Source organism: Blautia caccae (assembly GCF_040095955.1).
GTDB classification, from domain to species: Bacteria; Bacillota; Clostridia; order Lachnospirales; family Lachnospiraceae; genus Blautia; species Blautia celeris.
On sequence record NZ_JBBMFP010000013.1, the window covers coordinates 17,719 to 42,919 of the forward strand.

Consider the following 25,201-nt stretch of genomic DNA (forward strand, 5'->3'; position numbering starts at 1 on the left):
AAGAGGAGGCAAAGAGTTATGAGTGGAGTAATCATTCTGGGTGCGGCAATTGTGATTTTTCTGATTGCCTATGTGACCTACGGTTCCTGGCTGGCAAAGCAGTGGGGCGTGGATCCGAAACGGGAGACACCGGCCCACACAGAGGAGGACGGCGTGGACTTTGTTCCCGCAAAAGCGCCTGTGCTGCTGGGCCATCATTTTTCATCGATTGCAGGGGCAGGTCCTATTAACGGGCCCATTCAGGCAGCTATTTTTGGCTGGGTGCCTGTGCTTCTGTGGATTGTTATCGGCGGTATTTTCTTTGGAGCAGTGCAGGACTTTTCCGCATTGTTTGCATCCATCCGCCACAAAGGAAAATCCCTGGGAGAGGTGATAGAGGAAAATATTTCTTACAAGTCCAAAGTCTGCTTTACTGTGTTTGCCTGGCTGGTGCTGATACTGGTCGTTGCGGCGTTTGCGGATATTGTGGCAGGAACATTTGCCGGATTTACAGCAAATACGGACGGGGAGATGGTGAAGAATGCAGCTAACGGTTCTGTTGCGATGGCATCCATGCTGTTCATTCCTCTGGCTGTGGGATTCGGATTCCTGAACCGGAAGAATGTAAATCTGGGTGTCTCCACAATTGTGGGTGTCCTTCTTCTGGCGCTGTGCATCTTTGTGGGATTGAAAAGCCCAATCTACTTTTCCAAGACAGCATGGCTCGTGGTCATCTTTATTTACATATTTATCGCTTCAGTGGCACCTGTGTGGATTTTGCTGCAGCCTCGCGATTATCTGAACAGTTTTCTGCTGTACTTTATGATGATCGCCGCTGCCATTGGTATTTTCTTCACCAATCCGAATGTACAGCTCAAGGCATTTACCGGATGGAATATCGGAGGACAGACCTTGTTCCCCTTCCTGTTTATCACAGTTGCCTGCGGTGCAGTGTCAGGGTTCCACAGCCTGATTGGTTCCGGCACCACATCAAAACAGCTCAACAGTGAGAAGGATGCCAAAATGATCGGATATGGCTCCATGCTGATCGAGTGTGTCCTCGCTGTAATTGCTTTAATTGCAGTGGGCTATCTGACTTCCGACGGTGCCTATGCGGAGATTGGCACGCCGCCTGTTGTCTTTGCGACAGCAATCAGTACCTTTTTCGCAAACATGGGAATGGGGGATATGGCTGTGACTACCATGAAGACGATCATTCTTCTGGCGATCTCCGCATTTGCCCTCACATCCCTGGATACGGCAACACGTCTGGGTCGTTTCCTGTTCCAGGAGCTGTTTGCTTCAAAGAAGAACGGGGAGAAGAATATTCTCAGCAATATGTATGTGGCGACTGTTATCACAATTGCCTGCGCAGCCCTTCTGACGATCGCGGGATATCAGAAGATATGGGCATTGTTCGGAGCCTGCAATCAGCTTGTATCTGTGCCCGCATTCCTGGCTGTGTCATGCTGGTTAAAGAGAATCGGGAAGAACAACAGGATGTTCTACTTCCCCATGTTCTTTATGCTGGCAGCTACCCTGAGCACGCTGGTACTCACATTTAAGAATAATGTGCTGAAACTGGCAGGCGGAACAGGGCAGGCGCTGGTGGAAGGCCTGCAATGTGTGCTGATTGTGCCCATTGTGGTTCTGGCAGTGATTATGGCTATTGATGGAATCAGAACACTTTTTGGAAAGAGCGTTAAAACGGCATAAGAAATGGATGTAAAAAACCGGAAAACCATATGGAGAATGTGGTTTTCCGGTTTTTGTGTTCTGTTTATTTATCCAGGAGCATAATAGCTTCCTGATAATCAGCCTGTCTGTCCAGATACGGCAAGCCGCTGCTCTACAGGTTGGTTCAGTTTTGCTGCCAGTTGGTCATATTCCAGCCCTCCCGCAGGGGGGCTGCCCTGTCATACTGTTTTTTATCGTAGAGCAGATTTCCAAGGTAATATTTTGCCATCGGTGCAGAGTTCAGCATTTGAATGGCCGTCCCCAGAACACGAATCTCTTCGGTTTTGTTCGGAAAACAATAATCACAGGAGGCAGCTTTCGTATTTTCCGCGCATTAGCCGTTTCCATTCCTCAAGCGCCTTCCCGGTACCGACAGCAGCGGCTTTTAAGGTGCGGATCTAGGAATCAAAGGCCTTTTCATCCTGCCCGTCCGCCTCCAGAGCCAGGCAAAGGTTGAAATAATATTCTCCGGAATAGGGATTGGGATTTTTCATGGTCTGTTTGTCTACGGCAGCCTGGAAGTGGGCAATGTTCTCATGAATGTGGCCCTGCGGTAGAGAAGCAGGTTATAGCCGTTGTTCAGGTGGGTATCTGCAGCGTCACGCCGTAGTCCCTCCTGATAGTAATCCGCAGGGTCACAGGTGGCATGGCGGTATTACTCCAGATGAGAGGCGGCCAGATACAGTTCCTCCAGGGATTTCATGTCCTTTGACGCTTTCAGCGGCTCGGCTGGCTGGGGGAGGCATCAGTTCTTTCTGGTATATTTTGTACCCCACCAGTGTCTTCTGTGCTGGGGCCGGTTGAACTCGATCCCGCCGGAGATTCAGGGGCCTGTCAGCCCCGCAAGGGGGTAGAACTTTCCGGTGTTGCCTTGGTAGGCTCGTTTTTCAATGAAAAGAGGGCTTTTTTCGGGGGGATAGACTTTATTGGTGGGGATAACGCAGGGGGCTTCCCAGATTTTTACTTGTGATTTTTGTGACATATGTTTGACTTCTTTATTTTTGATAAGGCGGAGGGGCTGAAAGGTATCCGCCGTTCCATTTGTTCTGCCATTATTTTACTATCCTGCCTGTTGAATAGGAATATCATATTCTGGTTATTGATGGACAATATTACAGTGATATATGCGAGAAAGCAGTGATTTTGGGCTGTTAAGGATCATTTGGTGTATAGCTTTGGGGAATATTTAATATGTGAATATGGTATTGCAAAATGTATAGTTGCATTATATACTGATAATAACATAAAAATGTTTTCGTGTATTTTTATTGAATTTATAAAAAGTTCATTTGCCCTGTTACCCTCTTTGTGATATTCTGGAATCAACAAATCGCCGCGACAGGCAGCATGTATATTTATCTATTCCGGCCATTCGGCCAGTTGATTTCCGGAAAATGAAAATTATATAAGGAGGAAAAATGGGAGTAAAGGATGATAATATTACGCCGTATTTTGATAACCCCCAGGTGTTCTGTGATTTTATGAACGGTGCGGTTTTCGGAGGGAAACAGGTATTTAGGCCGGAATATGCAGAGCGGCTTCCGAGAGAAATGATTCATCAGCTTCCCTGGGAAGCCGATGGCAGATCCAATAAAAAAACCTTGATAAGAGATACGGTTAAACAGGCATATTTTCACACGATGTATGTGATTTTTATCTGTGAAAACCAGAGTGAGATACATTATGGGATGCCGGTGCGCATGCTTTTATATGATTCCGTTCAGTACGGAGACCAGATGAAGAAAATACAAAAAGAAAACAGGAAAGCGGGAAATCTGAAAACACCAGCGGAGTTTTTGTCAGGACTTCATAAAGGGGAACAGCTCATGCCGGTGGTAAGTATTGTTTTCTATTATGGGGACAGGCCCTGGGATGGTCCGCTCACAGTGGAGGAGATGATCCGGCTGCCGGATGGTGCGGCAGAGTTAAAGGAGTATTTCCCCCAATATAAAGTACATCTGATCGATCCCAGGAATATAGATCCGAGTAAATTTCCGGGTGATTGGAGATTGATATTGGAAACTTTAAAATGCGGAAACCATAAAAAAGATCTTCAAAGATATGTAGAAAACCATAGAAAGGAACTGGAGGAATTGTCTGCAGAGGCCAGCAGAGCGTTACTTACAATGCTGGGGCAGGATATTGATACAAATGAGGGGAAGGAGGGAACCACAGTGTGCAGGGCATTAGAAGAGTTAAAAGAGGAAGGAAAGACAGAAGGTAAGATAGAAGGAAAGAAGGAAGAGGAAGTCAATATCATTCGTAAAATGCTGAATAAAAGACTTACGGCAATAACGATCTGTCATTGGCTTGATGCGGAAGAGGGATTTGTAATGAGAATTGCAGAACTGCAGGAACGACATCCGGATTACAGCAATGCTCAGATTTTGGAAGAAATTTCCCACAAATCATAGCAAAAGGAGTGCGCTTCATTTGCTATAGAATGGAAGGCAGGGAGGACTGCCATCAGATGCAGAAAGGATCTGCCCTGTTACGAGATGAGAGGATATTATGTGGAATGGATGGATGCCGATAAAGAGGTGTGCGGCAGAAGCAATATTCCGGATCTGAAACCAGGAGATAAATGGATAATAGATGCAGACTGCAGCAGTGTTTCTGTTTACAGAGGAAATGGTGACAGGTGCGGTACTTATAAAATCAACTGATACAGCAAAAAGATATCTGCCCGGCCTCGCTGGCCGGGCAGATATCTATTTCCAGTTATTTTCAATTTCTTCCCGGATGATCTGAATATATCTCCGGGCTTTCTGTACATTATTGTCAATCGTATAGATATCCCTCTGCGTGATTTCCATCTTACAGCCCCTGGCGGCGGTAAGGCTTCTGCGGATATATTTGCGGAAAGCCTCCTCGTCCAGATCCCTGCCGCTGACACCGAGGAAGGTAGCTGCAGGTTTTCTGTGGTAGATGATACTGCTTCCCCGGAGGCGTTCGCCCATGAACTCTTCATTGCACCATGGGGAGATGGAAACTTTGCGGAGATTTTTGAATTTGCTGATGCAGTTATCCCAGACCCTGTCCACGGGTTCACAGCAGCCATAGGACAGAAGGCCGAACTGGGAACCGATTTTTTCGTAGCACGGGAAGATGATCTCCTCAAACATTTTAGGGGAGATACTCAGTGTCTCCTGGGAGTCCATGTAGCCCCATACATCGCGGCGTGTCAGGTATCTTCCGTCCACAGTGGGCGTGTCCGGCAGTTCATGGTTGAATGCGAAGGTTCCCTGTCCCACGCTTTCGTACTCTGTGGTGGGCAGGATCAGATGGTTTTCTTCCAGCATATCGTAGTATGCAAGCGTGTCATCAGCGGCCTGGTCCATGAGTTTTTTAAAGAGATCGGGATACTGTGCCAGATTCAGCATCATATTTTCCATTCCCATGAGATGGATGATCAACTGTGTGGGGACACTGTAGAGGCAGTCCATTTTCATTTTTACCGGCAGGATATCGCCAAACGTATCTGTGAGAAGCTGAAATTCCTGTTCGGTGCCCTCAATATCTACAGAAAATCTGCTGGGCTTGATTTTATGGAAGTCATCTTCCAGGTCTTCGATCACAGGCAGAAAACGCATGCTGACACCAGAGGTGTCTTCCTCCTCTCTGCCGGTTGCGAATTCTTTGTGCATGTCCAGGTCATACAGCTTGAATTCCGTATGGTATCCCATCTCAAAGCGGTCAGGCGTTACCCGGTCATCGTCAAAGAGCTCCTGGTTTACAAAGTTCTGGTACAGCTCAAACTCGGTTTTTCTGGCAAATTCTCCGGTACATTTTAAGCGTGGAGTGATGACCTCATCATTAAATCCCCATGACTCCAGAACAACCATGGGTGTTTCGCCCCGGAGGGCATTGTGGAGGTACCATTTTTCTTTCAGGATTTTGTTGCGCTCCTGACAGGCGAAATCCATCTGCTTTTTTGCTGTCTCCCGGAGGATCTTTCTGTCCTCGGCGCTTATTTCATATTTCATTTACATTCTCCTTTGCCTGGTGTATTCTTATAGTTATTCTATAAAAAACAAGGGAGAATTTCATCAGCGGCAGTTGACTTTCTATATAAAAAAATTGACATTTAGGAGGAGAAAGATGATAGAGAAAATATACTTCTGTGTTCCCACCACAGCGGCCTGCAGAGAAGTGCTGTATCCGCTGTGTCTGGGGGATTTTACATATGAAAGGGATTACCATATTGCCAGAAATGCATACGACAGCTACCTGTTTTTTTACGTGCGGGAGGGGAAAGGATATTTGGAATTTGACGGCAGGAAGTATCATTTAAGCAAGGGGCAGGCATGTCTGATAGACTGTTATCAGCCCCACGCCTACGGCTCGGACAGCGGATGGGAGATAGAGTGGATTCATTTTGACGGCAGATGCGCCGGAAGCTATTATGATATGATAGTAAAACAGAGCGGCAATGTTTTTTCGCTTACAGAAAGGCAGGCGGCGCAGGTGCTGCGGCCGCTCAGGTATATGCTGGAGCTTCTGGAAAGTAAGATAACCTACAAGGAAATATGGATGGCAAAATATATTACGGATATGCTGTCCTTTCTTTTGGGACTGCCTGATTATACTTTGCCGTATACAGAGTCAATGACCCCGTGTGAGCGGGCAGTATCCTATATACGGCAAAGATTCCGGTCCAATATTACGCTTCAAGAGCTGGCAGATCATGTATCCCTGGATGCCTCCTATTTTCTCAGACTGTTCAAACGGGAGACTGGTCTGACTCCCCATGCCTACCTTGTGTCAGTGCGTCTGCAGCAGGCCGGATATTATCTTAAGACAACGGACAGGCCCGTAAAGGAGATAGCATATGCCTGTGGGTTCCAGAGTGTGAACAGCTTTTGCATTGCTTTTAAGAAGAATAAGGGGATGACGCCTACGCAGTATAAGGAGAGGCAGTAGCGCTGTCTGTATAAAAAGAGATTGCAATGTTTGCGATATCCATGATAGACTGTTAATAAGGTTTAGCCATATACAGGGTTGCAGCCTCCCTAACTGAAAAGAAGGGAGGTGGTGTGAAAATGACAGTTTTTGAAGCTATATCATTAATGATATCTTTTGCTTTGTTTGTCGTAGCACTGCTTGCCTACATAGAGAGTAGAAACAAGCGAAAATAAAAAAGCCTACCCTGTTCCCCAAAACAAGGTAGGCGGAAGTCCATAAGGACTCCAATCATCCAATAAGGCTGCCATCTAAATGGATATGGCTAAACCTTTCTCTATACATAATATAGCATAGGTTATAAGAAAAAACAACGGAAAATCAATTGTTTTTCTTGGATTTAAAGATCCCGATAATCCATATTTATTTGAAATCTTATTACATGTCGTTTTTTTAACTCCCAAACAGACTGTCTCCATTTCTATATTCCGTAACATTACTTATAATAATACAAAAAAATCAAACACAGAGATATCAAAAATCAATAACAGATAAGTTCTTATCTTATTTTACAGGACCAAATCAGTGCTCATGGCTGCCGCTGTCTGTATTTTTATCCAGATAGGACTGCATTTCGTCAATTTCTTTTTCCTGCTGTGTGACAATATTGTCGGCAAACCGGGTCAGCTCCTCGTCATCCGTGTATTTAAGGATGATCTCTGCCATATCCACTGCCATCTGGTGATGCATGGACATGCCCTGGGCAAATGCTGCCTCCAGGTCAGTGGTCTCAGCTGCTGTGTGGGAACTGTGGTGTGTATCCATCATGGCGCGGTATTCTTCCAGATAGGCCTCCTCCTTGTCGGAATCAGGGCTTTCCGCTTTCTCAAAGCGTTCTATCATGGTGTTCATTTGATCAATCTCTTTATTCTGGGCACTTATAATGTTTTCTGCCAGGCCTTTGAACTCTCCGCCTTTTCCGGCGTATTCCAGATAACTTTTGGACATTTCCACGGCTGACTGGTGGTGGGGAATCATGCCGTGCAGAAAGTCAAGCTCAGCGCTGCCGGTGTTCCGGGCACTGTCCATTTCCTCCATCATCCTGCCCATGATGGCATTTTCCTCCTTCAGGTAATCTTCGATGTTGGATTTGCCGGAGCCGCATCCGGTCAGCAGAAGAAAGGCGGCAAGGGATATGGGGATAAGTTTACATAATTTCATTTCTGGCCTCCAATGGTTTGATTGATCGGAACTGTTCAGATGGCTGAAAAGTTACGATTTATTTTATAGTGTTGCCGGAAATGAGAAAAATAATGAATAGCATTTCACATTGACACCAGCCCGATTATCTGCAACAATCAATATAAGAATACAGGTCAAACCTGCTCATTACAGTTGTCTGAAATTACCACAGATAAAGGAGGGCAAACAATGCCGGAAAAGTATGAGGAATTAAAACAAAAAGCGCTTTCCTGCGGTTTTTCACACGTAGGAGATCTGGATGCATCCACAATCCAGGTGAGAAGTGAGGTCCGCAGCGCATGTGCGGAGAACAAATGTCAGCATTACAATAAGAACTGGGTCTGTCCTCCCGGATGCGGTACACTGGAAGAGTGCAGCGAGCAGATCCACAAATATGCGGGAGGACTGATCGTACAGACAACAGGGGAACTGGAGGACAGCTTTGATATAGAGGGAATGCAGGAGCTTGGAGAGCGCCACAAGGAGGCATTCCACAAGTTTGCTGCGATGGTCCGTGAGGAATATCCCGGTGCTCTTGTTCTGGGAGACGGGGCCTGTGAAAACTGTAAGGAGTGCACTTACCCCCATGCGCCGTGCCGGTTTCCGGAGCGCCAGTCATCCGCAATGGAGGCCTACGGCATGCTTGTCAGTGAGGTGTGCCAGAAAAATGATATTCTTTATTATTACGGTCCGGGGACACTGACACTGGTTGGATGTATATTAGTAGAATAGAGGAAAATTTATGAATAAAGCAATGCACCTGGTATTGAAAGCGCTGTCTGACCCTGAGACGAAACTGGACCTGCAGAAATCCAGACGGATCATGAATCTGAAGATCCTGGATCCCTTCAAGCCCTTTTACCGGACACTGGACACGAAGATCTACAATGAAGGAAGGGAAGTGCCTGTGCGCATCTATTTTCCCAATGAGGAATCCTACGACACCGTGGATATCGAAGCCTTCCAGGAAAAGAATAAATCCCTTGATACAGGCAAAATGTCAGACAATATCTATCCGGTCATCCTCTACATACACGGAGGCGGATTTGTGACAGAGAGCGTGGAATCTTATAACCGGGTGTGTTGGAACCTGGCGAAAAACACGGCCCATGTGGTAGTGTCTATAGACTATCCTCTGGCACCTGAGCATAGATTTCCCACCCAGATAGAGGACTGTTATGCTGCGGCAAAGGCTGTGTTTGGAGACAGGACGATTTTAAATGCGGAACCTGACCAGATCACCCTGATGGGGGACAGCGCCGGGGGGAATATTGTTGCGGCTGTCTGCCAGATGGCCAGGGACAGAGGGGAATTTATTCCGAAAAGACAGATATTGATCTATCCCTGTGTCAATAATGATTATAGTGAGGAAAATGCGTATCCGTCCGTTCTGGAAAACGGCAGGGATTATCTTCTGACCAGACAGAACATGGCAGATTATCTGGATTTTTACCAGAGCTGTGAAGCGGACAGGCAGAACCCTTATTTTGCGCCTCTTCTGGCTGAGGATTTTTCAAACCTTCCAAGAGCCCTGGTGATCACAGGGGAACTGGACCCGCTGCGGGATGAGGGGGAGGATTATGCACGGCGGATGAAGGCAGCAGGCGTGGATGTGACACTGCACCGGATCGCGGACGGTATCCATGGATTTTTCCTGTTGGAACCCGTGTATTCCGCTGTGCGGGAGACGTATGATTACATCAATGCATTTTTAAAAAGTTAGGTTATGGAAAGTGAAGTGAGAGAATGGCCCATTTCAGCAGAAAAAAGTGGAGAACCCTGGAGAATACAGCAAAGATATTTCCTGCTACCAGCGGGAAGAAGGATGAGCGCGTCTTCCGGCTTTCCTGTCAGCTCACCGAAGAGATCGACCAGGTAAAGCTGCAGAAAGCCCTTGATCTGTGTATGGAGGACTACAGCCTTTTTCTCTGTGTCCTTCGCTGCGGCATTTTCTGGAATTATCTGGAGGAGTCGGAGCTTAAGCCTGTTGTCAGGGAGGAATACCGCCCGCCCTGCAGCCAGATCTATGTGAGGGACCAGAAAAATCTTTTGTTTGAGGTCACGTATTATAAAAAACGCATAAATTTCGAGACATACCATGCCCTCACGGACGGCACCGGGGCCCTTCAGTTTCTCAGAACCCTTGTGTACTATTATCTGATGGAGGCATATCCGGATATGGTCACAGGCCCTGTCTCCCAGGTACAGGCAGATGCCACGGATGAGGAGATGGCAGAGGACAGCTTTGACAAATACTATTCCGACAAGGCGCTGGTGAAGGACATTCCGAAATACAAATCCCATCAGCTGAAATATCACCGCCTGGAATACGGCCAGATGAGACTTGTGGAGGGAATTGTGCCCACAGAAGCCCTGATCCGGGCTGCGCGCAGTTTTCAGACTACCATAACCGTATACCTTACCGCTGTTTTTCTCTGCGCGGTTGCCATGGATATGAGTCCGAGACAGAAAAAACGCCCGGTGGCGCTCATGATACCTGTGAATCTCAGGAGTTACTTTCCCTCCTCCTCTGTGCGGAACTTCTTTGGATGGATCGATATCGGATATAATTTTTCCGAACAGAGTGAAAAGCTGGAGGATGTCATTGCGTTCACCTCGGATTTTTTCAAAAGGGAGCTGACACCGGAGCGCATCGCAGCCCGGATGAACGGGTTTATGCGGATGGAGAAAAATCCTTTTATGCGCATTCTGCCCCTTCCCCTCAAGCTGTGGGGCATGCAGGCCGGAGCTGCCTTCTCCACCTCCGCGGACACAGCCGTTTTCTCCAATATCGGAAAAATACAGATGCCCCGGGAGTGTGAACCCTATATCGACTGGTTTGACTTTTACACCAGCACACCTAAAATGGAGCTGTGTATGTGTTCCTGGAAAGACAGGCTGACTGTCAGCTTTACATCCGGTTATGCCAATACAAGGATTGAACGGAATTTCTTCCGGATGCTGACCGGACAGGGTATCCCGGTGGAGATCATAGCACTTGGCGGGGAAAAAGGAGGGGATTGAGGATGCAGTATTGTAAACGTTGCAAAATTACAGTCAGGAATCCCCACAGAAAATGCCCTCTCTGCCAGGGGAATCTGGAGGGAATCCCGGAGGAAGAGAATCAGATGTTCCCGGATTTCACCAGGGAAAACTCCCGCATGGCCATGGGATTCCGCATATTTTCTTTTGTTTGCATTGCGGTATGTGTTGCTGCGGTTTCTGTGAACTGGACCATGGGTTTTCACAGTTTCTGGTCAGGCTATGTGCTGGCCGGTGTGGGCTGCATGTGGATCCTGTCAGCGGTTGCTATCGTAAAGCGCAGGAATCTGTTCAAGAATGCAGTCTGGGAGGCAGTGCTATTGTGGGCAGTCTTTTTGTTCTGGGATTTTATTACAGGGTGGAGAGGATGGTCTGTGGATTTCGGGATACCTATTGTGCTGCTGGCTGTCTATGTGATCTTGTGGGTGGTGGTGTTCGTGACCAGGGCGCCGGTCTCACATTATATGATTTACATGGTCATAGTGTCCGTGGGAAGTCTGATCCCCCTGATTCTTCTTCTGTGCGGCGCAGTCGGCGTGAGACTTCCGTCGGTGCTGTGTGTGGCAGGGGCGGTGCTCATGTTGTCCGCGCTGGCTATATTTAAGGGCAGGGCCCTGGGCGAGGAGCTGAGGAAAAAGACGCATTTGTAAAGGAAGGTAAGGAAATGGTATACGATATACTTGCAGTAAATCCGGGCTCCACATCTACGAAAATAGCTGTATTCAGAAACCGGCAGGAAATGTTCCGGGAAGACATTGAGCATGATTCTGCGTTTCTGGACAGCCATCCGGATATAGAAGAACAGTTCCCTTTTAGAAGAGATATGGTTCTGGCCTGTCTGGAGGCACATTCCTATCAGGTGGAACAGTTAAGCGCTGTTGTTGGCCGGGGCGGACTTCTTCCTCCTGTAAAAGCAGGCGGATATACCGTGAATCAGGCAATGAAAGACAGGATCTTAAAAGGCCCCATCAGTCCCCATGCATCAAATATGGGCGCACTGATCGCAGATGCGGTGGCTGCACCGCTTGGGATTCCCGCCTACATTTATGATGCGGTGTCTTCGGATGAATTTATGGAAATTTCGCGTATCACCGGCATTCCGGAGGTGGTGCGGCAGAGCTTCTGCCATGTGTTAAACAGTAAGGCAATGGCACGAAAGGCAGCGGAGGAAGCGGGGAAGTCCTATGAGGAGATGAATTTTTTGGTGGCGCATATGGGCGGCGGGATCTCTTTCTCAGCACACAGACACGGGAAAATAGTGGATGCCCTCAGTGACGACGGCGGAGCCTTTTCCCCGCAGCGTTCCGGGAGTGTGCCCATTATTTATATTGTAGACATGTGTTACAGCGGGAAATATACCAAGGCAGAGCTGATGCGGAAAATCCGCGGAGACGGGGGACTGAAAGCGTATCTGGGAACCTATGACTGCCGGGAAATCGAGAAAATGATACGTCAGGGAAATGAAAAGGCTGAGCTTCTGTATGAGGCGCAGGCCTATCAGGTGGCAAAAGGGATCGGACAGCTTGCCCCTGCACTGAAGGGGAATGTGGATGCCATAATTCTCACAGGCGGTATGGCACACTCCAAAATGCTGACGGACTGGATTACCGATTATATTGATTTCCTGGGACCGGTCAGGATCATGCCCGGTGAGATGGAACTGGAGGCATTGGCCTACGGCGCCCTTCGGATCCTGCAGGGACAGGAGAAAGCCAATATTTACAGGGATGCCCTTTATGGGTAAAGCCGGATATTCTGTGGTATCATATGAGAAATGGAGGATGAGGACAATGAAGCAGTTATTAGTGGTGGTTGACATGCAGGTTGATTTCGTGACCGGTGCTCTGGGCACAACGGAAGCCAAAGCCATTGTGGAAAATGTGGTTAAAAAGGTCAAAGAAGCTAAGGCGATGGGGAAAACAGTGGTGTTTACCCTTGATACACATGAGAAGAATTACATGGACACCCAGGAGGGAAAGAATCTGCCCGTTCCGCACTGCATCAGGGATACAGAAGGGTGGGAGCTGATACCGGAGCTGAAAAGGCTTGCAGCCGGATGCAGACTGGTGGAGAAGCCTACATTTGGAAGTACGGTTCTTGCGCATCTGGCAGGAAAGGAAGGGTATGATGAGATTGAACTTGTGGGTCTGTGCACAGATATCTGCATTATCTCAAATGCCATGATATTGAAAGCCGCGCTCCCCGAGGCAGTGATCTCTGTGGATGCGTCCTGCTGCGCGGGAGTTACAAAAGAGAGCCATGAGAATGCACTGGAGGCCATGAAGGTCTGCCAGATTCAGGTTGGATAGAGAAAATGAAAACGGTGAACACAGCGTACCCGGAAGGCAGCTATGTTCACCGTTATTTTTTACAAAATGATCAAAAGCAGTGTCATACACACAATGCTGATAATAATACTGATGGAATTGATCTCACTGGAAAGTCCCACATCACCCCCGCATTTTTCCGTAAAGATCGGATCAAAGGATGCCAGCGGTGAGAAGAGCAGGATGACCAGTGTTTTTTTCAGGGCTCTGTCAAAGGGAAGCAGAAACCAGGCGGCAAGGGAGAATATGAGGGCCACCAGGTAGCGGACACTTAAGATACGGGTTATGGATGAAAAATGTCTGCGGTTTAAGGTGAGTTCCATGCCGATTCCCAGCATTGTCATAGCCATGAATGCGTTTGCCTCCGCCCCGATTCCCGCAAAGGTGAGTATGCCCCCCGGCAGCCTGAGATGCAGCAGGCTTAAAAGTGTCATGAGCAGGTAGGTCAGGGTGGGTACGGAGGAAAAGGTCTTTTTTAACAGGGAGCCTATGGTGGTTCTGTTATCCGGGTTCTGCACACTGGAGGCCAAGGCATAGGTTCCGCCTGTGCACAGCAGGGAATTGCCGATGTCAAACATGGAAGCGGCGATCACCCCGGAGGGACCTACAAAGCTGTGCAGATAGGGAATGGCAAAGGTGCCGATGTTGAACCCTGAGTGGTTGATCATCTGAAAAGCCTTCTCATCCGGGCTTTTCTTTCTCGCCATAAAATATCCCGTTCCGATCAGAAAGAGGGTTCCGCAAAATCCAATGGGAACCAGAAAAAAGAGAGAGGTGTCAAAATCCATCTGGCTGAAATTATTGATGATGGCACACGGCAGTGTGATCTTAACCACCAGTGCGGACACCACACGGAAGTCCTCTTTTTTCAAAATATGTATCTTTTTCAATGTAAACGCCAGGGCAATCATGCAGATAAGTGCAGCGGCCCTGGTTAGTATGTCTGCCATTTTTTGGTCCTTTCCCGCAGCTGCTTGATCAGGTCTGCACATTTGCTGCGCTGGCTGTACATAAAAACAGCTGCTCTTTTTTTCAATACTTTTTAAATTAGCACAAAAGAAAAGGTTTTGCAATAATAAATCATGGAATAGATAAAGACAGCCATTACCAACGATATCCAGTAATGGCTGTCTTGCATTAGTATATTAAGGTTTCGGGAACACGATCTCCACAGTAAACAGATCCGCATCCACCATAATCTGCAGGCTTCCGCCCTGAAGTTCCACAAAGCTCTTGGCAATCGCCAGGCCCAGCCCGCTTCCCTCCGTATTTCTGGAGGCATCACCCCGGACGAACCGTTCGGTGATCTCCGACGGGTTGAAGGTCAGCTCTGAGGCTGAGATATTCTTCATAGAAATGCGTACCCGTTTCTCGTCGTTCTCCATATCCACATACACCCGGGTCCGCGGCATGGCGTACTTGGTGATGTTCACCAGCAGGTTCTCGAATACACGGTAGGTCTTCTGGCTGTCAAGAGGGAGGACTACTTTATCCTCGGGCAGACGCCAGCGGAAGTACAGGTTGGATGCCTCGATCTTATCATGAAGCTCCAGTTTTGCCTGCTGCATCAGACTTACGATGTCCACATCCATAATGTTCAGTGTTACATTTCTGCTGGTCGCTTTGCTGATCTCAAAGAGATCCTCGATCAGCAGCTTCAGCCGTGTGGATTTTTGTTCCAGAACGTCAATATAATGACGTCTCTCCTCGGCCGGCAGATTCTCATCCTTCAGAAGGTCCACATAAGTGATGATGGCTGTCAAAGGCGTCTTCAGGTCATGTGATACGTTGGTGATCAGGTCCGTTTTCATTTTCTGGCTCTTGACCTCTTCGTCCACAGCCTTCTTGAAGCCGCTCTGTATCTTGGTGATCTCGCCGCGGAACGGTTCAAATACGCCCAGTTCCTCAGGAATCGTACCGTTCAAGTTGCCCTCGGCAAGCTGGTTGGTTGCGTCCAGCAGTCTGTGATACTGTTTCTGCAGGTCATTGCAGTATTTCCTCAGAAGGAAGAACAGTGCAAGGGAGTAAATAATCAGTGCTCCGATGCCCCAGACCCACATCAGACTGATAAATCCCAGTATGATAAAGTTGATCAGTACCACTTTGATTAGAACTTTTGTGGTATCATCTTTCAGATTGATATGGAGCATACTGTTGTAAATGTTTTTGACCGTGCCTTTTGCCCAGGGCCAGATGCGGTAAATGATCACCCGTTCCTGGATGTATCGTTTCGGTCCTATGACAAAGACGGTTCTGATACATCCTGCCGCCCAGTAACACACTGCAAAGATAAATGCCCATCCGATGAATCCCCAGAAATACTGAAGCACAGAGGCCAGCCCTTTGGGTACACCGATGCTGTGCAGTACATTGTAAATCGGTTCATTGCTCATGGTATTGCCGTTCACGGACATGGAAAGGGAAAATCCCAGAACAAAGCTGGCTGTTATGAAGACCAGTTCAAAAGGTACCTGGAATATTTTCTCGTCTCCCAGCTGCAGGGGTTTGATAAACGGCAGAAGCAGTGCTGCAGCGGCTACCAGACCCAGCAGAGTAATGAAGACAATGGACAGATCGGCGGTTGAGCGGTAAGTGTCAACGCCCAGGTATTCCATATATCCGTTTGAGCTTTCCATAAAGGATGCCAGATTTTCTGCTGTCATCAGATAGATATAGGTGCGGCCCTGTGGTTTCTGGAAAGGCGCATCCATGCCGTATTGGTCGTCAAAGCTGGAACATGGGTTCTGACGGACCTGTTCGTTGAGAAGCTGTGTGGCGTTGCCGGGTTTTCCGTAGAAAAACTCTGCCTGCGATACATTTCCGCTCTCATCATATTTGACAATAGCGCCGAAAGCGTATTTCTTATCCAGCGCCTCGGGTTTTGTCTGGGAGAGAAGCGGATCCAGTTCCTCTGTTGCGTTGGAGTCTATCACTTTTCCGTTTTCATCCCTCACTTCATACTGAAGATAAGAGCGCAGGGTGGAGAAGTTATGCTCCCATCTGGAGAAGTAGTTGGAAATCTCATTGGCGGATGCGATGATGGCTTCCTCTGAAGAGTATCCTCCGTATTCATCTCCGTAGCTGTTCTTGTATTTGGAAGAGGGGAAATTCTCTTCGTCCAGGGATTCCTTTGATATTTCCCGGGAGGAAGTATTGGATTTGGAACCTGAATTTTTGTCCTCTTCGTTCTCTTTTGTCTGTTTGTCGTTTATTGCAGAAGGGAAAAAGATGTCAAACGGGATCATAGCCGCCTGGTTTTCCCTCTGTTTTTCTTCCGCATAGAGCACATAATTGGATTGCACAAGTGTGCTCATGAAGCTGGAAGTGTTGAAATTCGGCTCAGAATTACCCTGGCCTTTGATATAGTGCGGGCGGATGATCATCATAGCCAGTGAAGGCAGCAATATGACGAGGAACACCAGCACGACTGCAAGTTTACGAGAATTTTTCAATTTTATATCCAACTCCCCACACCACCTTTAAATATTTTGGCTCCTTAGGGTTGATCTCAATCTTTTCACGGATGTTGCGGACATGCACCATGACCGTCTCTGTGTTCACAGCACGCTCATTCCACACACGTTCATAAATTTCATCCGCGGAGAATACCCTTCCAGGATTTTTGATTAACAGAAGGAGAATTTTGAATTCCATGGGGGTCATTTTTACAGGGGCTCCGTCTACCCGCACCTCGAAGGTACTCTCGTTCAGCTCGAGCCCGCCCATGGTGTAAATGGTATCTGTGTTTTCCTGTTCTTTCTGCTGCAGTTTTTCCATGAATCTTTTGTACCGACGCATTTGAGAGTTCACCCTTGCCATAAGCTCCATTGGGGTAAATGGTTTGGTGACATAGTCATCGGCGCCGATGTTCAGCCCCATAACCTTATCCACCTCCTCGGATTTGGCTGAGAGCATGATAACCGGGAAATCGTGTTTTTCCCTGAGTTTCATGGTCATGGTGATACCGTCCATGCGGGGCATCATGATATCCACAATTGCGAGATGGATCTCCTCCCGCTCCAGCATCTCCAGCCCTTCTACGCCGTCGCCTGCCTGAAATACTTCATATCCCTGGCTTTTCAGATAAATGGCAACTGCCTCCCGGATGTCCTTGTCGTCTTCTACGATTAAAATGTGATTCATTTCCATGGTATCTCTTCTCCTGTGTTCAGAAGGCCGCTTACGCTGCGGTCCTCCTGCTGTTACTATACTGAGTATAGGAATCAAAATTAAAAAGTGACGTGGTATAAATCGAAAAAAATTCTAAAGATTTTTAAAGAAACCTTTGACCGCATCCATGCGTGTGGTCATACTGCCCAGCATGGCATCCAGCACCACAAGGGCAGCCATGGATTCCACCACTACAACAGCCCTCGGTACAATAATAGGATCATGGCGGCCCTTGATGGATATTTCAATATTCTCTCCCTGGCGGTTCACTGTCTCCTGGACCGCAGCCACGGAAGGTGTGGGTTTGAAGGCAGCCCGTATGAGGATTGGCGTGCCGTCACTGATCCCTCCGGTGATACCGCCGGAATGATTTGTCTTTTTCTTTACATTTCCCTCTTCGTCCATGCGGTATGCATCGTTATTATGTAAACCATCTGAGGAGGCGGCAGCGATGCCGGCGCCCACTTCAAAAGATTTTACCGCACCGATGGAAAAGACGGCTTTCGCCAGATTGGCGTCCAGCTTTTCAAAGGCAGGCTCTCCGATACCTGCGGGGACACCTTTAATGACACATTCCACCATACCGCCGGAGGAATTTTTTTCCTTCATACAGCCTTCCAGATATGCCTGGGCTTTCTTCGCGGCTTCTGCGTCCGGCATATAGAGGGCATTGCGTCCCATCTCCTCCTTGTCGAATCTGCTCTTGTCAATGGTGACAGGGCCGATGGAGAGGGTGTAGGCGGTGATCTCCACGCCCAGCTCTGCAAGTATTTTGGCGGCCACGGCACCTGCCGCCACACGTCCGATGGTCTCACGCCCGGAGGAGCGTCCGCCGCCCCGGTAGTCCCGGAATCCGTATTTGATATCATAATTTCTGTCCGCATGTCCGGGGCGGTAATAGTTGGCGATCTCACTGTAATCGTGGGAGCGCTGATCTGTGTTGCGGACCATGAGAGAGATGGGGGTGCCTGTGGTCTTCCCCTCAAAAATGCCGGAGAGGATTTCTACCTCGTCCGCTTCCTTTCTCTGGGTGGTAAAACGTGACTGGCCCGGTTTTCTGCGGTCCAGGTAAGCCTGAATGTCTTCCGCGGAGAGCAGAAGTCCTGCGGGACAGCCGTCAATGACAACGCCGATCCCCGCACCATGGGATTCTCCCCAGGTCGATATTTTCAATATATTTCCGAATGTGGAACCATACATACTATACACCTCGTTTTCTGAATTCTTTCTGATATTTCCTGTTGTGAATGTAATAAGTTTATCTTTATTTTCCTATATTAGCATGGTTTTTATATAAAATCCATTGAAAACTGCTTGTTGTTACGTTACACTAAAATATATTGACCGCTATCCACATCACTGCCCCGCGGGGTGTTTTCAGGCCGAAGACATGAAATTCCTGAGGCAGTATTCCCCTTGGCCGCCGGGTTTCCATCCTGCTTTGGGATGTATATATCCCCGTGGCCGGGGGGACAGTAAAAAATAAGAGGAAAAGACGAATGAAAAAGAAAATACTGATAATAACAACAGGTGGAACTCTGGCCTGTGTCAGCAGCGAAAACGGCCTGCTGCCCGGATTGAACAGCAAAGATATCCTGTCCTATATCTCTGATATCACAAGCCTTTATCAGGTGGATTTCTACGAACTGTTCCAGCTTGACAGCGCCAACATCCAGCCGGAGAACTGGCAGGCCATGGCAGAGGCTGTCTATGAAAAATATAAGGAATACGACGGGATCGTCATCTTCCACGGCACGGATACCATGGCTTACACCTCCTCTGTGCTGTCCTTTATGCTGCTGAATATCCCTATTCCGGTAGTTATCACCGGAAGCCAGCTCTCCATTACAAATCCTCTGGCGGATGCGGTGGAGAACTGCAGATGTGCTATCCATATGGCAGGCAGCGGCATGCCCGGCGTATTTTTGGCATTTGACAGAAAGATCATGCTGGGGACCAGGGCCAGCAAGATGCGCACGAGAAGTTTCCACGCTTTTGAGAGTATCAATTATCCCTATGTGGGTGAGGTGGATTCCAGGGGACTGGAAATCTATAAAAATATCATTCCGGCCCCGTCAGGCCCCTGCGTTCTGGAGCGGAGGCTGGAGAAGAAGGTCTTTCTCATCAAGCTGGTACCGGGATTTGACGGTAAGATATTTCAGTTTCTGTATGAACAGGGGTACCGGGGACTGATCATAGAGGCATTTGGAATGGGAGGGATTCCCACTCTGTCCTCCGAGGTGCTGGACGAGCTGCGCCTGGTGATCGACAAGGGAATGATTGTTGTAGTGAAAAGCCAGTGTCCTTATGAGGGCAGCAACCTTTCCGTATATGAGACCGGCAAAGCGGCTCTCAAGGCCGGTGCTTTCCAGGGATATGATATGAGCACAGAGGCCATTGTCACCAAGGTTATGTGGATACTGGGCAAACACTGGGAAAGAAAGAAAATCGAGGAGATGTTCTATAAAAATCTGGCAGGTGAGATCAAAATACCTGAGAAAGAGATGGAATGATAAAATTCATAGCCGCCTGGCTGCTTGTCATAAACGTGGTGTCTTTTGCCATGTTTGGTATGGACAAGTGGAAGGCAAAACATAAAAAGTACCGGATACCCGAGTCCACGCTCCTGCTTTTGGCCGTACTTGGCGGTTCTGTGGGAGCTGTCTGCGGCATGGATTTCTTCCGGCATAAGACCCTGCATAAAAAATTCAGGCTGGGCCTGCCCCTTATCCTGGCTGTCCAGGTCCTGTTTGCGGCGGGATGGCTGTGGTACAGCAGATGACACGGAGATGAAAGGAAAGTTCTCCGGGCAGCGGCAGGGTACATCATAGGAAAGTAGAGGTGACAGGATGCGTATATTGATCGCTGAGGATGAACGTGATCTGAACCGCCTGCTGGTGAAAAAGCTGACCGCTGAGAGCTACAGCGTGGACGCCTGTACCAACGGGGAGGAGGCACTGGACTGTTTGGCCTGTGCCCGTTATGATGCGGTGATCCTGGATATTATGATGCCGAAGATGGATGGGCTGGAGGTTCTGAAAACCATGCGGAGGAAAAAGGACACCACGCCGGTGCTGCTTCTCACCGCAAGGGACAGCGTGGAGGACCGGGTGAGAGGGCTGGATCTGGGGGCGGATGATTATCTGGTAAAACCCTTTGCCTTTGAGGAGCTTTCCGCCAGGATACGCGTCATGCTGCGGAAGCCTGAGAAGGAAAAGAGCAGCGTGTGCTCTGTGGCGGACCTGCATGTGCATCTGGATACCCGCCGTGTTTTCAGAGGAGAGAAGGAGATTACCCTTTCGTCCAGAGAATTTGCCGTGCTCAGATATCTGATACAGAACGCGGGCATTGTTCTGTCCAGGGAGAAGCTGGAACAGCATATCTGGAATTATGATTACGCGGGGGGATCCAATGTAATTGATGTCTATATCCGGTATCTGCGGAAGAAGATTGACGAGGGATTTGAGCCAAAACTCATCCATACGGTACGGGGTGCCGGGTATGTTCTGAGGGAACCCATATGAAAAATCTGTCTTTGAAACAAAAACTGACGATTCTCTATACAGTTCTGATGACCGTGAATATCTGTGCAGTACTGGCGGTCCTGTTTTCTCTCAGCAACAGGGAGATACTAAGTTCTGTCCAGAACCGGCTGCGGGAAAGTGTGACCGGAGCTTTTGATGACATTGACTGGGAAGATGGAAGGCTGGATTTTGACTCGGATATCCTGGAGTTGGAAAACGGCGTGTATCTCTCTGTGTATGATATGGATGGAGCACTGCTGTACGGCAAGATCCCTTACGGATTTGACCAGTCCATGGATTTTCGGGACGGTCAGGTGCGGAGACAGAAGACCGGGAGCGTGGAATATTATGTCCTTGATATGTCCTATGCGCCGGAAGAGAATGTGAACCTGATGGTGAGAGGAACCATTTCCATAACAGATGCGGAGGAGAGCTTCCGAATCACCCTGCGCCTGGCGCTTATCTGTCTTCCGCTTCTGGTGGTGCTCACTGCCGTTTTGGGGTACTTTATGACAAGAAGAACACTTCGTCCGGTGGCCCATATAACGGAGACAGTCCTTGCCATCCGGGAGGAGGAGGATCTGTCCAGAAGGATCGGACTGGGGGAGGGAAGGGATGAAATATACCGCCTTGCCTCCACTTTTGACAGTCTGCTTGGGCAGATTGAAGACAGTATGAAACGTGAGAAACAGTTCACTTCGGATGTTTCCCATGAGCTGCGCACCCCTCTTTCCGTTATTCTGATGCAGTGTGATGCCCTTCTTGCCCGTGATGGGCTTTCCGGGGAGGTGCGGGAGGAAATCACGGTTATCCAGAGAAAAGCAGACAGCCTGTCACGGATGATCTCCCAGCTTCTTCTCCTGTCCAGAGCAGACCAGGGCCGTGAGAAGGTGACAATGGAGATACTGGACTTTACCGGGCTTTCCCAGATGGCAGCAGCGGAGATGGAAGGTATCGCGGCGGCTAAAGGGATACGGCTGGAAACGGCAATCAGCCCCGATATCATGGTGCGCGGAGATGAAACCCTGCTGATCCGCCTTTGGCTCAACCTTCTTCAGAATGCGGTCACATATGGGAAAGAGGGAGGCTGCATCCATATGGGGCTTTGGGAAGATGAGGATATGGTTACCGGATATGTGGAAGATGACGGAATTGGGATCAGTGCCCGGGATCTGCCCCACATCTGGGAACGTTTTTACCGGGCCGACAGCTCGCGGAGTAATAACGGGAGTTCGCAGAACAATAACGACAGCTCGCAGGACAATAACAGCAGCTCAGGGCTGGGGCTCTCCATGGTGCAGTGGATCATAAGTGTGCATAAGGGGACAATACAGGCTGTAAGTGAGCCGGGCAGGGGAAGCAGATTTACCTTCCGAATTCCGAAAGAGAAAAAAAGTTAAGGATTTTAATCTGTTTTTAATCTTTCTCTGATAAACTTACCGTATACAAAGAATAGCGGATGTGTCCGCTGGATATACAAAGTATGAAAGGAGTTTATCGTATGAGAAAAAAATATATTACATTTATGATGGCAGCAGTCATTTCCGCAGCGCTTTTGACAGCCTGCGGCGGTACGGGAACCAACCAGAATGCCATGCAGGGCACAGACCAGACGTCTGAAAGCAGTGGTTCCCAGAATGGAACGGACCAGGAGTCTGGGAACAGCAGCAGTTCCCGGAAGAAAACAGGCCAGGAGTCAGGAAACAGCAGTGATTCCCAGAATGGAGCAGGCCAGGCAGCCGACAGTGATTCCCAGAATGGAGCAGGTCAGGCAGCCGGCAGTGATTCCCAGAATGGAGCAGGCCAGGCAGCCGGCAGGGGTTCCCAGAGCGGCACAGCCTCTGCAGTCACCGAGGATGAGGCCAGGAAGACAGCTCTCTCCGATGCCGGTGTGACGGAGGAACAGATCACGGGAATCCGCGTGAAAAAAGACCATGATGACGGACGTCAGGTCTACGATGTGGAATTTTATTCCGATAATAAGGAATATGATTATGAGATCGACGCTTCTACAGGCGAAATATTAAGCTCTGATTTTGAGATTGAAAATGATTTTAACAAGGACAGCGCATCAGACCTGAACCCGGCAGTAAGCCAGGAGGAGGCATCCGCGGCAGCTCTTGCAAAGGTGCAGGGAGCCAGTGAGAAGGATCTGCGCATAAAGCTGGATGATGATGACGGAAAGATGATTTACGAAGGTGATATCTACTACAACGGTACGGAATATGAGTTCGAGATTGACGCCGCCACCGGTGACTTCCTGGAATGGAGCGAGGAGCGGAATTAAACAACAAAAAACAGGGGAGGATCTCCATATACGGGAGTCCTCCCCTGTCGTATGTAAAGTGTCAATTATTACAGTTCTCTCACTGCGTCATAAGCTTCATGTACCGCATTATAAACCTTTCTTGCGGATACGCAGTCTCCCACTTTCACAGTCTTGTAGTCTCCGGCAATTTCCTCATATACAGAGTCATCCGGCCGGAAGCCCATGGCAAGGACTACGGTATCACAGGGGATTTTCTCCTCGCCGTTTTCCTTTTGGACAACAATACCGTCAGGTTCTATTTTCAGCAGCCTTGTATTGACCTGTGAAGGTATCTGATATTTTTTCACCAGTCCCATGATCATCATCATGTTCTGCATAAATACCGGTTCCGGCAAAAGTTTGGGTGCCATTTCCACTACAGTCACCTTCTTGCCTCTCTGGGTCAGATCAACTGCTGTCTCCAGTCCTACAAGGCCTCCGCCGATAACGGCTATATTTTCGCCCAGAAGCGCATTATTGAGCAGGGCGTCAATGGCTGTGCACACATTGTCTCCGTGAATGCCTTCGATGGAGCCGGGAGCGATTGGTCTGCCTCCGGCTGCCCAGATGACCACATCGGGTTTCAAAGTATCCACAGCAGCCTTGTCAGCTTCCATACAGAATTTCACCGGAACCTGCAGTCTTGTCAGCTCGTTCTGGTAATAGGAGAGCAGGTTTGCCATATCTGCTTTAAAAGAAGGACGGGATGCGGCAAGTACATTTCCGCCGATACGCTCCCTCTTTTCCCAGAGTTCTACCTGATGACCGGCCCGAGCCGCCGTGATTGCCGCCGTACAGCCTGCGGGGCCGGCACCTACAACGAGGACTTTCTTTGGTGCCTCGGCAGGATTCAGATCATTAACGCCTTCCAGCCCGGCATTGGGATTGACAGCGCACTGGACGCTCTGTCCTGCGCAGACTCTGGCAATACATCCTTCATTGCAGGAGATGCAGGGACGAATCTTATCCGTTTCATGGGCTGTCAGTTTATTGGGGAGTTCCGGGTCAGCTAACAGTCCGCGGCCAATGGCTACGATATCCAGATCTCCATGTTCCAGAGCATATTCTGCCTTGGAGATATTGTTCAGGCGGCCATGGGAGATGACCGGTATGCCCACTGCATTTCGGACAGCGTGCGCACTGCGAAGCTGCAGTACCTGTTCCTGCTGGTATACAGGCGGCATAGCCATGAACCAGTTGTCATGGCATCCGGCATCCACATGGAGTGCATGTACACCAAGGGCTTCCAGCCGTCTTGCAATCTCAAGACCCTCGTCCATATCCCTGTAACCTGCTTCCGCCGGCAGATAATGACATGGCGTAAATTTTACGATCAACGGGAAATCTTCTCCCAGATCGGTCTTTACAATTTCAATCAGATCCGTAAGGAAGCGCATTCTTCCGGTCAGGTCACCGCCGTACTCATCTGTACGGACATTCCAGCGTTTTGTCAGGAACTGGTCAGTGAGATATCCGCCGTAAGCGTGAATTTCAATGGCATCTGCGCCGGCCTTTTTGGCATAGCGGGCAGTCCTGCGAAATCCGTCTTCAATGATTCGGATCTCATCTCTTGTGATCTCCTCGCAGATGACCCTGGGGTCCATCCAGGGTACAGCCGAGGCACCGAGGGGTTTGTCTCTTCCCGGCGGCGGTGTGGTGATCCTTCCGTTGCCGGGATGGATCTGTACGCAGACCCGGCAGTTAAAACGATGGGCATTCTCTGTCATGTCCCGGAAATCTTCATAACTGTCCGCATCGAGAAGGGAAGAGGGGCACATCCCCTCGATTTCCGGTGTGGCCAGTGTGTTGCAGAGGATCATGCCGATACCGCCTTTTGCCCGGGCCAGGTAATAAGCCCTGGTGCGTTCGTCATAATTCCCGAGGTCAACCCCCATGGGGGCCATGACCATGCGGTTCTTCAGTGTCAGGTTTCCAATAGAAACAGGCTGTGTGAGCTTCATTAGATTTCC

General features: G+C 48.9%; 24 protein-coding genes. 16 read left to right on the plus strand and 8 right to left on the minus strand.

Features of this window, described 5'->3' with window-relative positions:
- Window positions 1-18: 18 nt before the first annotated feature.
- Complete coding sequence (locus WMO65_RS14885; RefSeq protein WP_054351481.1) at window positions 19-1,695, plus strand: carbon starvation CstA family protein; 1,677 nt, start codon at window positions 19-21, stop codon at window positions 1,693-1,695.
- 145 nt (window positions 1,696-1,840) lie between these two features.
- On the opposite strand, the gene WMO65_RS14890 is transcribed toward WMO65_RS14885, so the two are convergent.
- Complete coding sequence (locus WMO65_RS14890; RefSeq protein ID WP_255786224.1) at window positions 1,841-1,963, minus strand: hypothetical protein; 123 nt, start codon at window positions 1,961-1,963, stop codon at window positions 1,841-1,843.
- Between the two features lie 1,171 nt (window positions 1,964-3,134).
- On the opposite strand from WMO65_RS14890, the gene WMO65_RS14895 reads away from it, so the two are divergent.
- Complete coding sequence (locus tag WMO65_RS14895) at window positions 3,135-4,130, plus strand: Rpn family recombination-promoting nuclease/putative transposase (protein ID WP_118743553.1); 996 nt, start codon at window positions 3,135-3,137, stop codon at window positions 4,128-4,130.
- Between the two features lie 99 nt (window positions 4,131-4,229).
- Window positions 4,230-4,382: a hypothetical protein gene (locus WMO65_RS14900; protein WP_187370661.1), complete on the plus strand. Its 153-nt coding sequence runs from the start codon at window positions 4,230-4,232 to the stop codon at window positions 4,380-4,382.
- Between the two features lie 45 nt (window positions 4,383-4,427).
- On the opposite strand, the gene WMO65_RS14905 is transcribed toward WMO65_RS14900, so the two are convergent.
- On the minus strand, window positions 4,428-5,702 hold the full coding sequence (locus WMO65_RS14905) for a uroporphyrinogen decarboxylase/cobalamine-independent methonine synthase family protein (RefSeq protein ID WP_033139850.1): 1,275 nt from the start codon (window positions 5,700-5,702) through the stop codon (window positions 4,428-4,430).
- 115 nt (window positions 5,703-5,817) lie between these two features.
- Here WMO65_RS14905 and WMO65_RS14910 point away from each other — a divergent pair, with 115 nt between their 5' ends.
- Window positions 5,818-6,639, plus strand: a complete 822-nt coding sequence (locus tag WMO65_RS14910; RefSeq protein WP_148393343.1) for a helix-turn-helix domain-containing protein — start codon at window positions 5,818-5,820, stop codon at window positions 6,637-6,639.
- Window positions 6,640-6,785: 146 nt separating this feature from the next.
- On the plus strand, window positions 6,786-6,854 hold the full coding sequence (locus tag WMO65_RS14915) for a putative holin-like toxin (RefSeq protein WP_242980865.1): 69 nt from the start codon (window positions 6,786-6,788) through the stop codon (window positions 6,852-6,854).
- Window positions 6,855-7,200: 346 nt separating this feature from the next.
- On the opposite strand, the gene WMO65_RS14920 is transcribed toward WMO65_RS14915, so the two are convergent.
- Window positions 7,201-7,839 (minus strand): DUF305 domain-containing protein, encoded by a 639-nt coding sequence (locus WMO65_RS14920; protein WP_033139848.1) that lies wholly within the window; start codon window positions 7,837-7,839, stop codon window positions 7,201-7,203.
- Window positions 7,840-8,049: 210 nt separating this feature from the next.
- On the opposite strand from WMO65_RS14920, the gene WMO65_RS14925 reads away from it, so the two are divergent.
- Genes WMO65_RS14925 through WMO65_RS14950 form a run of 6 tightly spaced genes read left to right on the plus strand, consistent with a single transcriptional unit; the run spans window position 8,050 to window position 13,211 of the window.
- On the plus strand, window positions 8,050-8,592 hold the full coding sequence (locus WMO65_RS14925; protein WP_148393342.1) for a DUF2284 domain-containing protein: 543 nt from the start codon (window positions 8,050-8,052) through the stop codon (window positions 8,590-8,592).
- 10 nt (window positions 8,593-8,602) lie between these two features.
- A complete protein-coding gene (locus WMO65_RS14930) occupies window positions 8,603-9,583 on the plus strand; it encodes an alpha/beta hydrolase (protein ID WP_033139836.1) in 981 nt (326 codons plus the stop codon).
- A 23-nt stretch (window positions 9,584-9,606) separates the two neighbouring features.
- Window positions 9,607-10,884 carry a hypothetical protein gene (locus WMO65_RS14935; protein ID WP_148393341.1) on the plus strand — a complete coding sequence of 426 codons (1,278 nt, stop codon included), beginning with the start codon at window positions 9,607-9,609 and terminating at the stop codon, window positions 10,882-10,884.
- 2 nt (window positions 10,885-10,886) lie between these two features.
- Complete coding sequence (locus WMO65_RS14940; RefSeq protein ID WP_103731014.1) at window positions 10,887-11,552, plus strand: DUF6320 domain-containing protein; 666 nt, start codon at window positions 10,887-10,889, stop codon at window positions 11,550-11,552.
- Window positions 11,553-11,566: 14 nt separating this feature from the next.
- On the plus strand, window positions 11,567-12,646 hold the full coding sequence (gene buk, locus WMO65_RS14945) for a butyrate kinase (RefSeq protein WP_148393340.1): 1,080 nt from the start codon (window positions 11,567-11,569) through the stop codon (window positions 12,644-12,646).
- 46 nt (window positions 12,647-12,692) lie between these two features.
- Window positions 12,693-13,211, plus strand: a complete 519-nt coding sequence (locus tag WMO65_RS14950; RefSeq protein WP_148393339.1) for a cysteine hydrolase family protein — start codon at window positions 12,693-12,695, stop codon at window positions 13,209-13,211.
- Window positions 13,212-13,270: 59 nt separating this feature from the next.
- Here WMO65_RS14950 and WMO65_RS14955 read toward each other — a convergent pair whose 3' ends face one another.
- The 4 genes from WMO65_RS14955 to aroC all read right to left on the minus strand — a co-directional run bounded on the left by WMO65_RS14955 (window position 13,271) and on the right by aroC (window position 18,599).
- Complete coding sequence (locus tag WMO65_RS14955; RefSeq protein ID WP_033139832.1) at window positions 13,271-14,179, minus strand: AEC family transporter; 909 nt, start codon at window positions 14,177-14,179, stop codon at window positions 13,271-13,273.
- A 195-nt stretch (window positions 14,180-14,374) separates the two neighbouring features.
- Window positions 14,375-16,693 (minus strand): sensor histidine kinase, encoded by a 2,319-nt coding sequence (locus tag WMO65_RS14960; RefSeq protein ID WP_148393338.1) that lies wholly within the window; start codon window positions 16,691-16,693, stop codon window positions 14,375-14,377.
- Complete coding sequence (locus WMO65_RS14965; protein WP_033139824.1) at window positions 16,665-17,378, minus strand: response regulator transcription factor; 714 nt, start codon at window positions 17,376-17,378, stop codon at window positions 16,665-16,667. Before WMO65_RS14965 ends, WMO65_RS14960 begins: the two co-directional genes overlap by 29 nt.
- Window positions 17,379-17,492: 114 nt before the next feature.
- Window positions 17,493-18,599, minus strand: coding sequence for a chorismate synthase (gene aroC, locus WMO65_RS14970; protein WP_118743551.1), 1,107 nt, complete (start codon window positions 18,597-18,599; stop codon window positions 17,493-17,495).
- A gap of 299 nt (window positions 18,600-18,898) precedes the next feature.
- Between aroC and WMO65_RS14975 the strand changes: the two genes are divergently transcribed.
- From WMO65_RS14975 to WMO65_RS14995, 5 genes are all read left to right on the plus strand, one after another.
- Window positions 18,899-19,912, plus strand: coding sequence for an asparaginase (locus tag WMO65_RS14975; protein ID WP_118743701.1), 1,014 nt, complete (start codon window positions 18,899-18,901; stop codon window positions 19,910-19,912).
- The gene (locus tag WMO65_RS14980) at window positions 19,909-20,181 is read left to right on the plus strand and encodes a DUF1294 domain-containing protein (RefSeq protein ID WP_118743702.1); all 273 of its coding nucleotides are present in this window, start codon (window positions 19,909-19,911) and stop codon (window positions 20,179-20,181) included. The genes WMO65_RS14975 and WMO65_RS14980 overlap by 4 nt, the downstream gene beginning before the upstream one ends.
- Before the next feature lie 67 nt (window positions 20,182-20,248).
- Entirely contained in the window at window positions 20,249-20,923 is a 675-nt protein-coding gene (locus WMO65_RS14985) for a response regulator transcription factor (protein WP_054351515.1), read from the plus strand.
- The gene (locus WMO65_RS14990; RefSeq protein WP_349064369.1) at window positions 20,920-22,323 is read left to right on the plus strand and encodes a sensor histidine kinase; all 1,404 of its coding nucleotides are present in this window, start codon (window positions 20,920-20,922) and stop codon (window positions 22,321-22,323) included. Before WMO65_RS14985 ends, WMO65_RS14990 begins: the two co-directional genes overlap by 4 nt.
- Before the next feature lie 101 nt (window positions 22,324-22,424).
- Window positions 22,425-23,210, plus strand: a complete 786-nt coding sequence (locus WMO65_RS14995) for a PepSY domain-containing protein (RefSeq protein WP_243107827.1) — start codon at window positions 22,425-22,427, stop codon at window positions 23,208-23,210.
- A 68-nt stretch (window positions 23,211-23,278) separates the two neighbouring features.
- On the opposite strand, the gene WMO65_RS15000 is transcribed toward WMO65_RS14995, so the two are convergent.
- The gene (locus WMO65_RS15000) at window positions 23,279-25,192 is read right to left on the minus strand and encodes an NAD(P)/FAD-dependent oxidoreductase (protein WP_118743704.1); all 1,914 of its coding nucleotides are present in this window, start codon (window positions 25,190-25,192) and stop codon (window positions 23,279-23,281) included.
- Window positions 25,193-25,201: the final 9 nt, after the last annotated feature.

Excerpts from the sequence above, each read along its gene's own strand:
- WMO65_RS14890 (WP_255786224.1), bottom strand. The coding sequence starts at position 1,963 with ATGCTGAACTCTGCACCGATGGCAAAATATTACCTTGGAAATCTGCTC.
- WMO65_RS14930 (WP_033139836.1), top strand. The coding sequence starts at position 8,603 with ATGAATAAAGCAATGCACCTGGTATTGAAAGCGCTGTCTGACCCTGAG.
- WMO65_RS15000 (WP_118743704.1), bottom strand. The coding sequence starts at position 25,192 with ATGAAGCTCACACAGCCTGTTTCTATTGGAAACCTGACACTGAAGAAC.
- WMO65_RS14935 (WP_148393341.1), top strand. The coding sequence starts at position 9,607 with ATGGCCCATTTCAGCAGAAAAAAGTGGAGAACCCTGGAGAATACAGCA.
- WMO65_RS14985 (WP_054351515.1), top strand. The coding sequence starts at position 20,249 with ATGCGTATATTGATCGCTGAGGATGAACGTGATCTGAACCGCCTGCTG.
- WMO65_RS14910 (WP_148393343.1), top strand. The coding sequence starts at position 5,818 with ATGATAGAGAAAATATACTTCTGTGTTCCCACCACAGCGGCCTGCAGA.
- WMO65_RS14965 (WP_033139824.1), bottom strand. The coding sequence starts at position 17,378 with ATGGAAATGAATCACATTTTAATCGTAGAAGACGACAAGGACATCCGG.
- WMO65_RS14895 (WP_118743553.1), top strand. The coding sequence starts at position 3,135 with ATGGGAGTAAAGGATGATAATATTACGCCGTATTTTGATAACCCCCAG.
- aroC (WP_118743551.1), bottom strand. The coding sequence starts at position 18,599 with ATGTATGGTTCCACATTCGGAAATATATTGAAAATATCGACCTGGGGA.
- WMO65_RS14980 (WP_118743702.1), top strand. The coding sequence starts at position 19,909 with ATGATAAAATTCATAGCCGCCTGGCTGCTTGTCATAAACGTGGTGTCT.
- WMO65_RS14920 (WP_033139848.1), bottom strand. The coding sequence starts at position 7,839 with ATGAAATTATGTAAACTTATCCCCATATCCCTTGCCGCCTTTCTTCTG.
- WMO65_RS14990 (WP_349064369.1), top strand. The coding sequence starts at position 20,920 with ATGAAAAATCTGTCTTTGAAACAAAAACTGACGATTCTCTATACAGTT.
- buk (WP_148393340.1), top strand. The coding sequence starts at position 11,567 with ATGGTATACGATATACTTGCAGTAAATCCGGGCTCCACATCTACGAAA.
- WMO65_RS14975 (WP_118743701.1), top strand. The coding sequence starts at position 18,899 with ATGAAAAAGAAAATACTGATAATAACAACAGGTGGAACTCTGGCCTGT.
- WMO65_RS14940 (WP_103731014.1), top strand. The coding sequence starts at position 10,887 with ATGCAGTATTGTAAACGTTGCAAAATTACAGTCAGGAATCCCCACAGA.
- WMO65_RS14905 (WP_033139850.1), bottom strand. The coding sequence starts at position 5,702 with ATGAAATATGAAATAAGCGCCGAGGACAGAAAGATCCTCCGGGAGACA.
- WMO65_RS14995 (WP_243107827.1), top strand. The coding sequence starts at position 22,425 with ATGAGAAAAAAATATATTACATTTATGATGGCAGCAGTCATTTCCGCA.
- WMO65_RS14925 (WP_148393342.1), top strand. The coding sequence starts at position 8,050 with ATGCCGGAAAAGTATGAGGAATTAAAACAAAAAGCGCTTTCCTGCGGT.
- WMO65_RS14955 (WP_033139832.1), bottom strand. The coding sequence starts at position 14,179 with ATGGCAGACATACTAACCAGGGCCGCTGCACTTATCTGCATGATTGCC.
- WMO65_RS14950 (WP_148393339.1), top strand. The coding sequence starts at position 12,693 with ATGAAGCAGTTATTAGTGGTGGTTGACATGCAGGTTGATTTCGTGACC.
- WMO65_RS14885 (WP_054351481.1), top strand. The coding sequence starts at position 19 with ATGAGTGGAGTAATCATTCTGGGTGCGGCAATTGTGATTTTTCTGATT.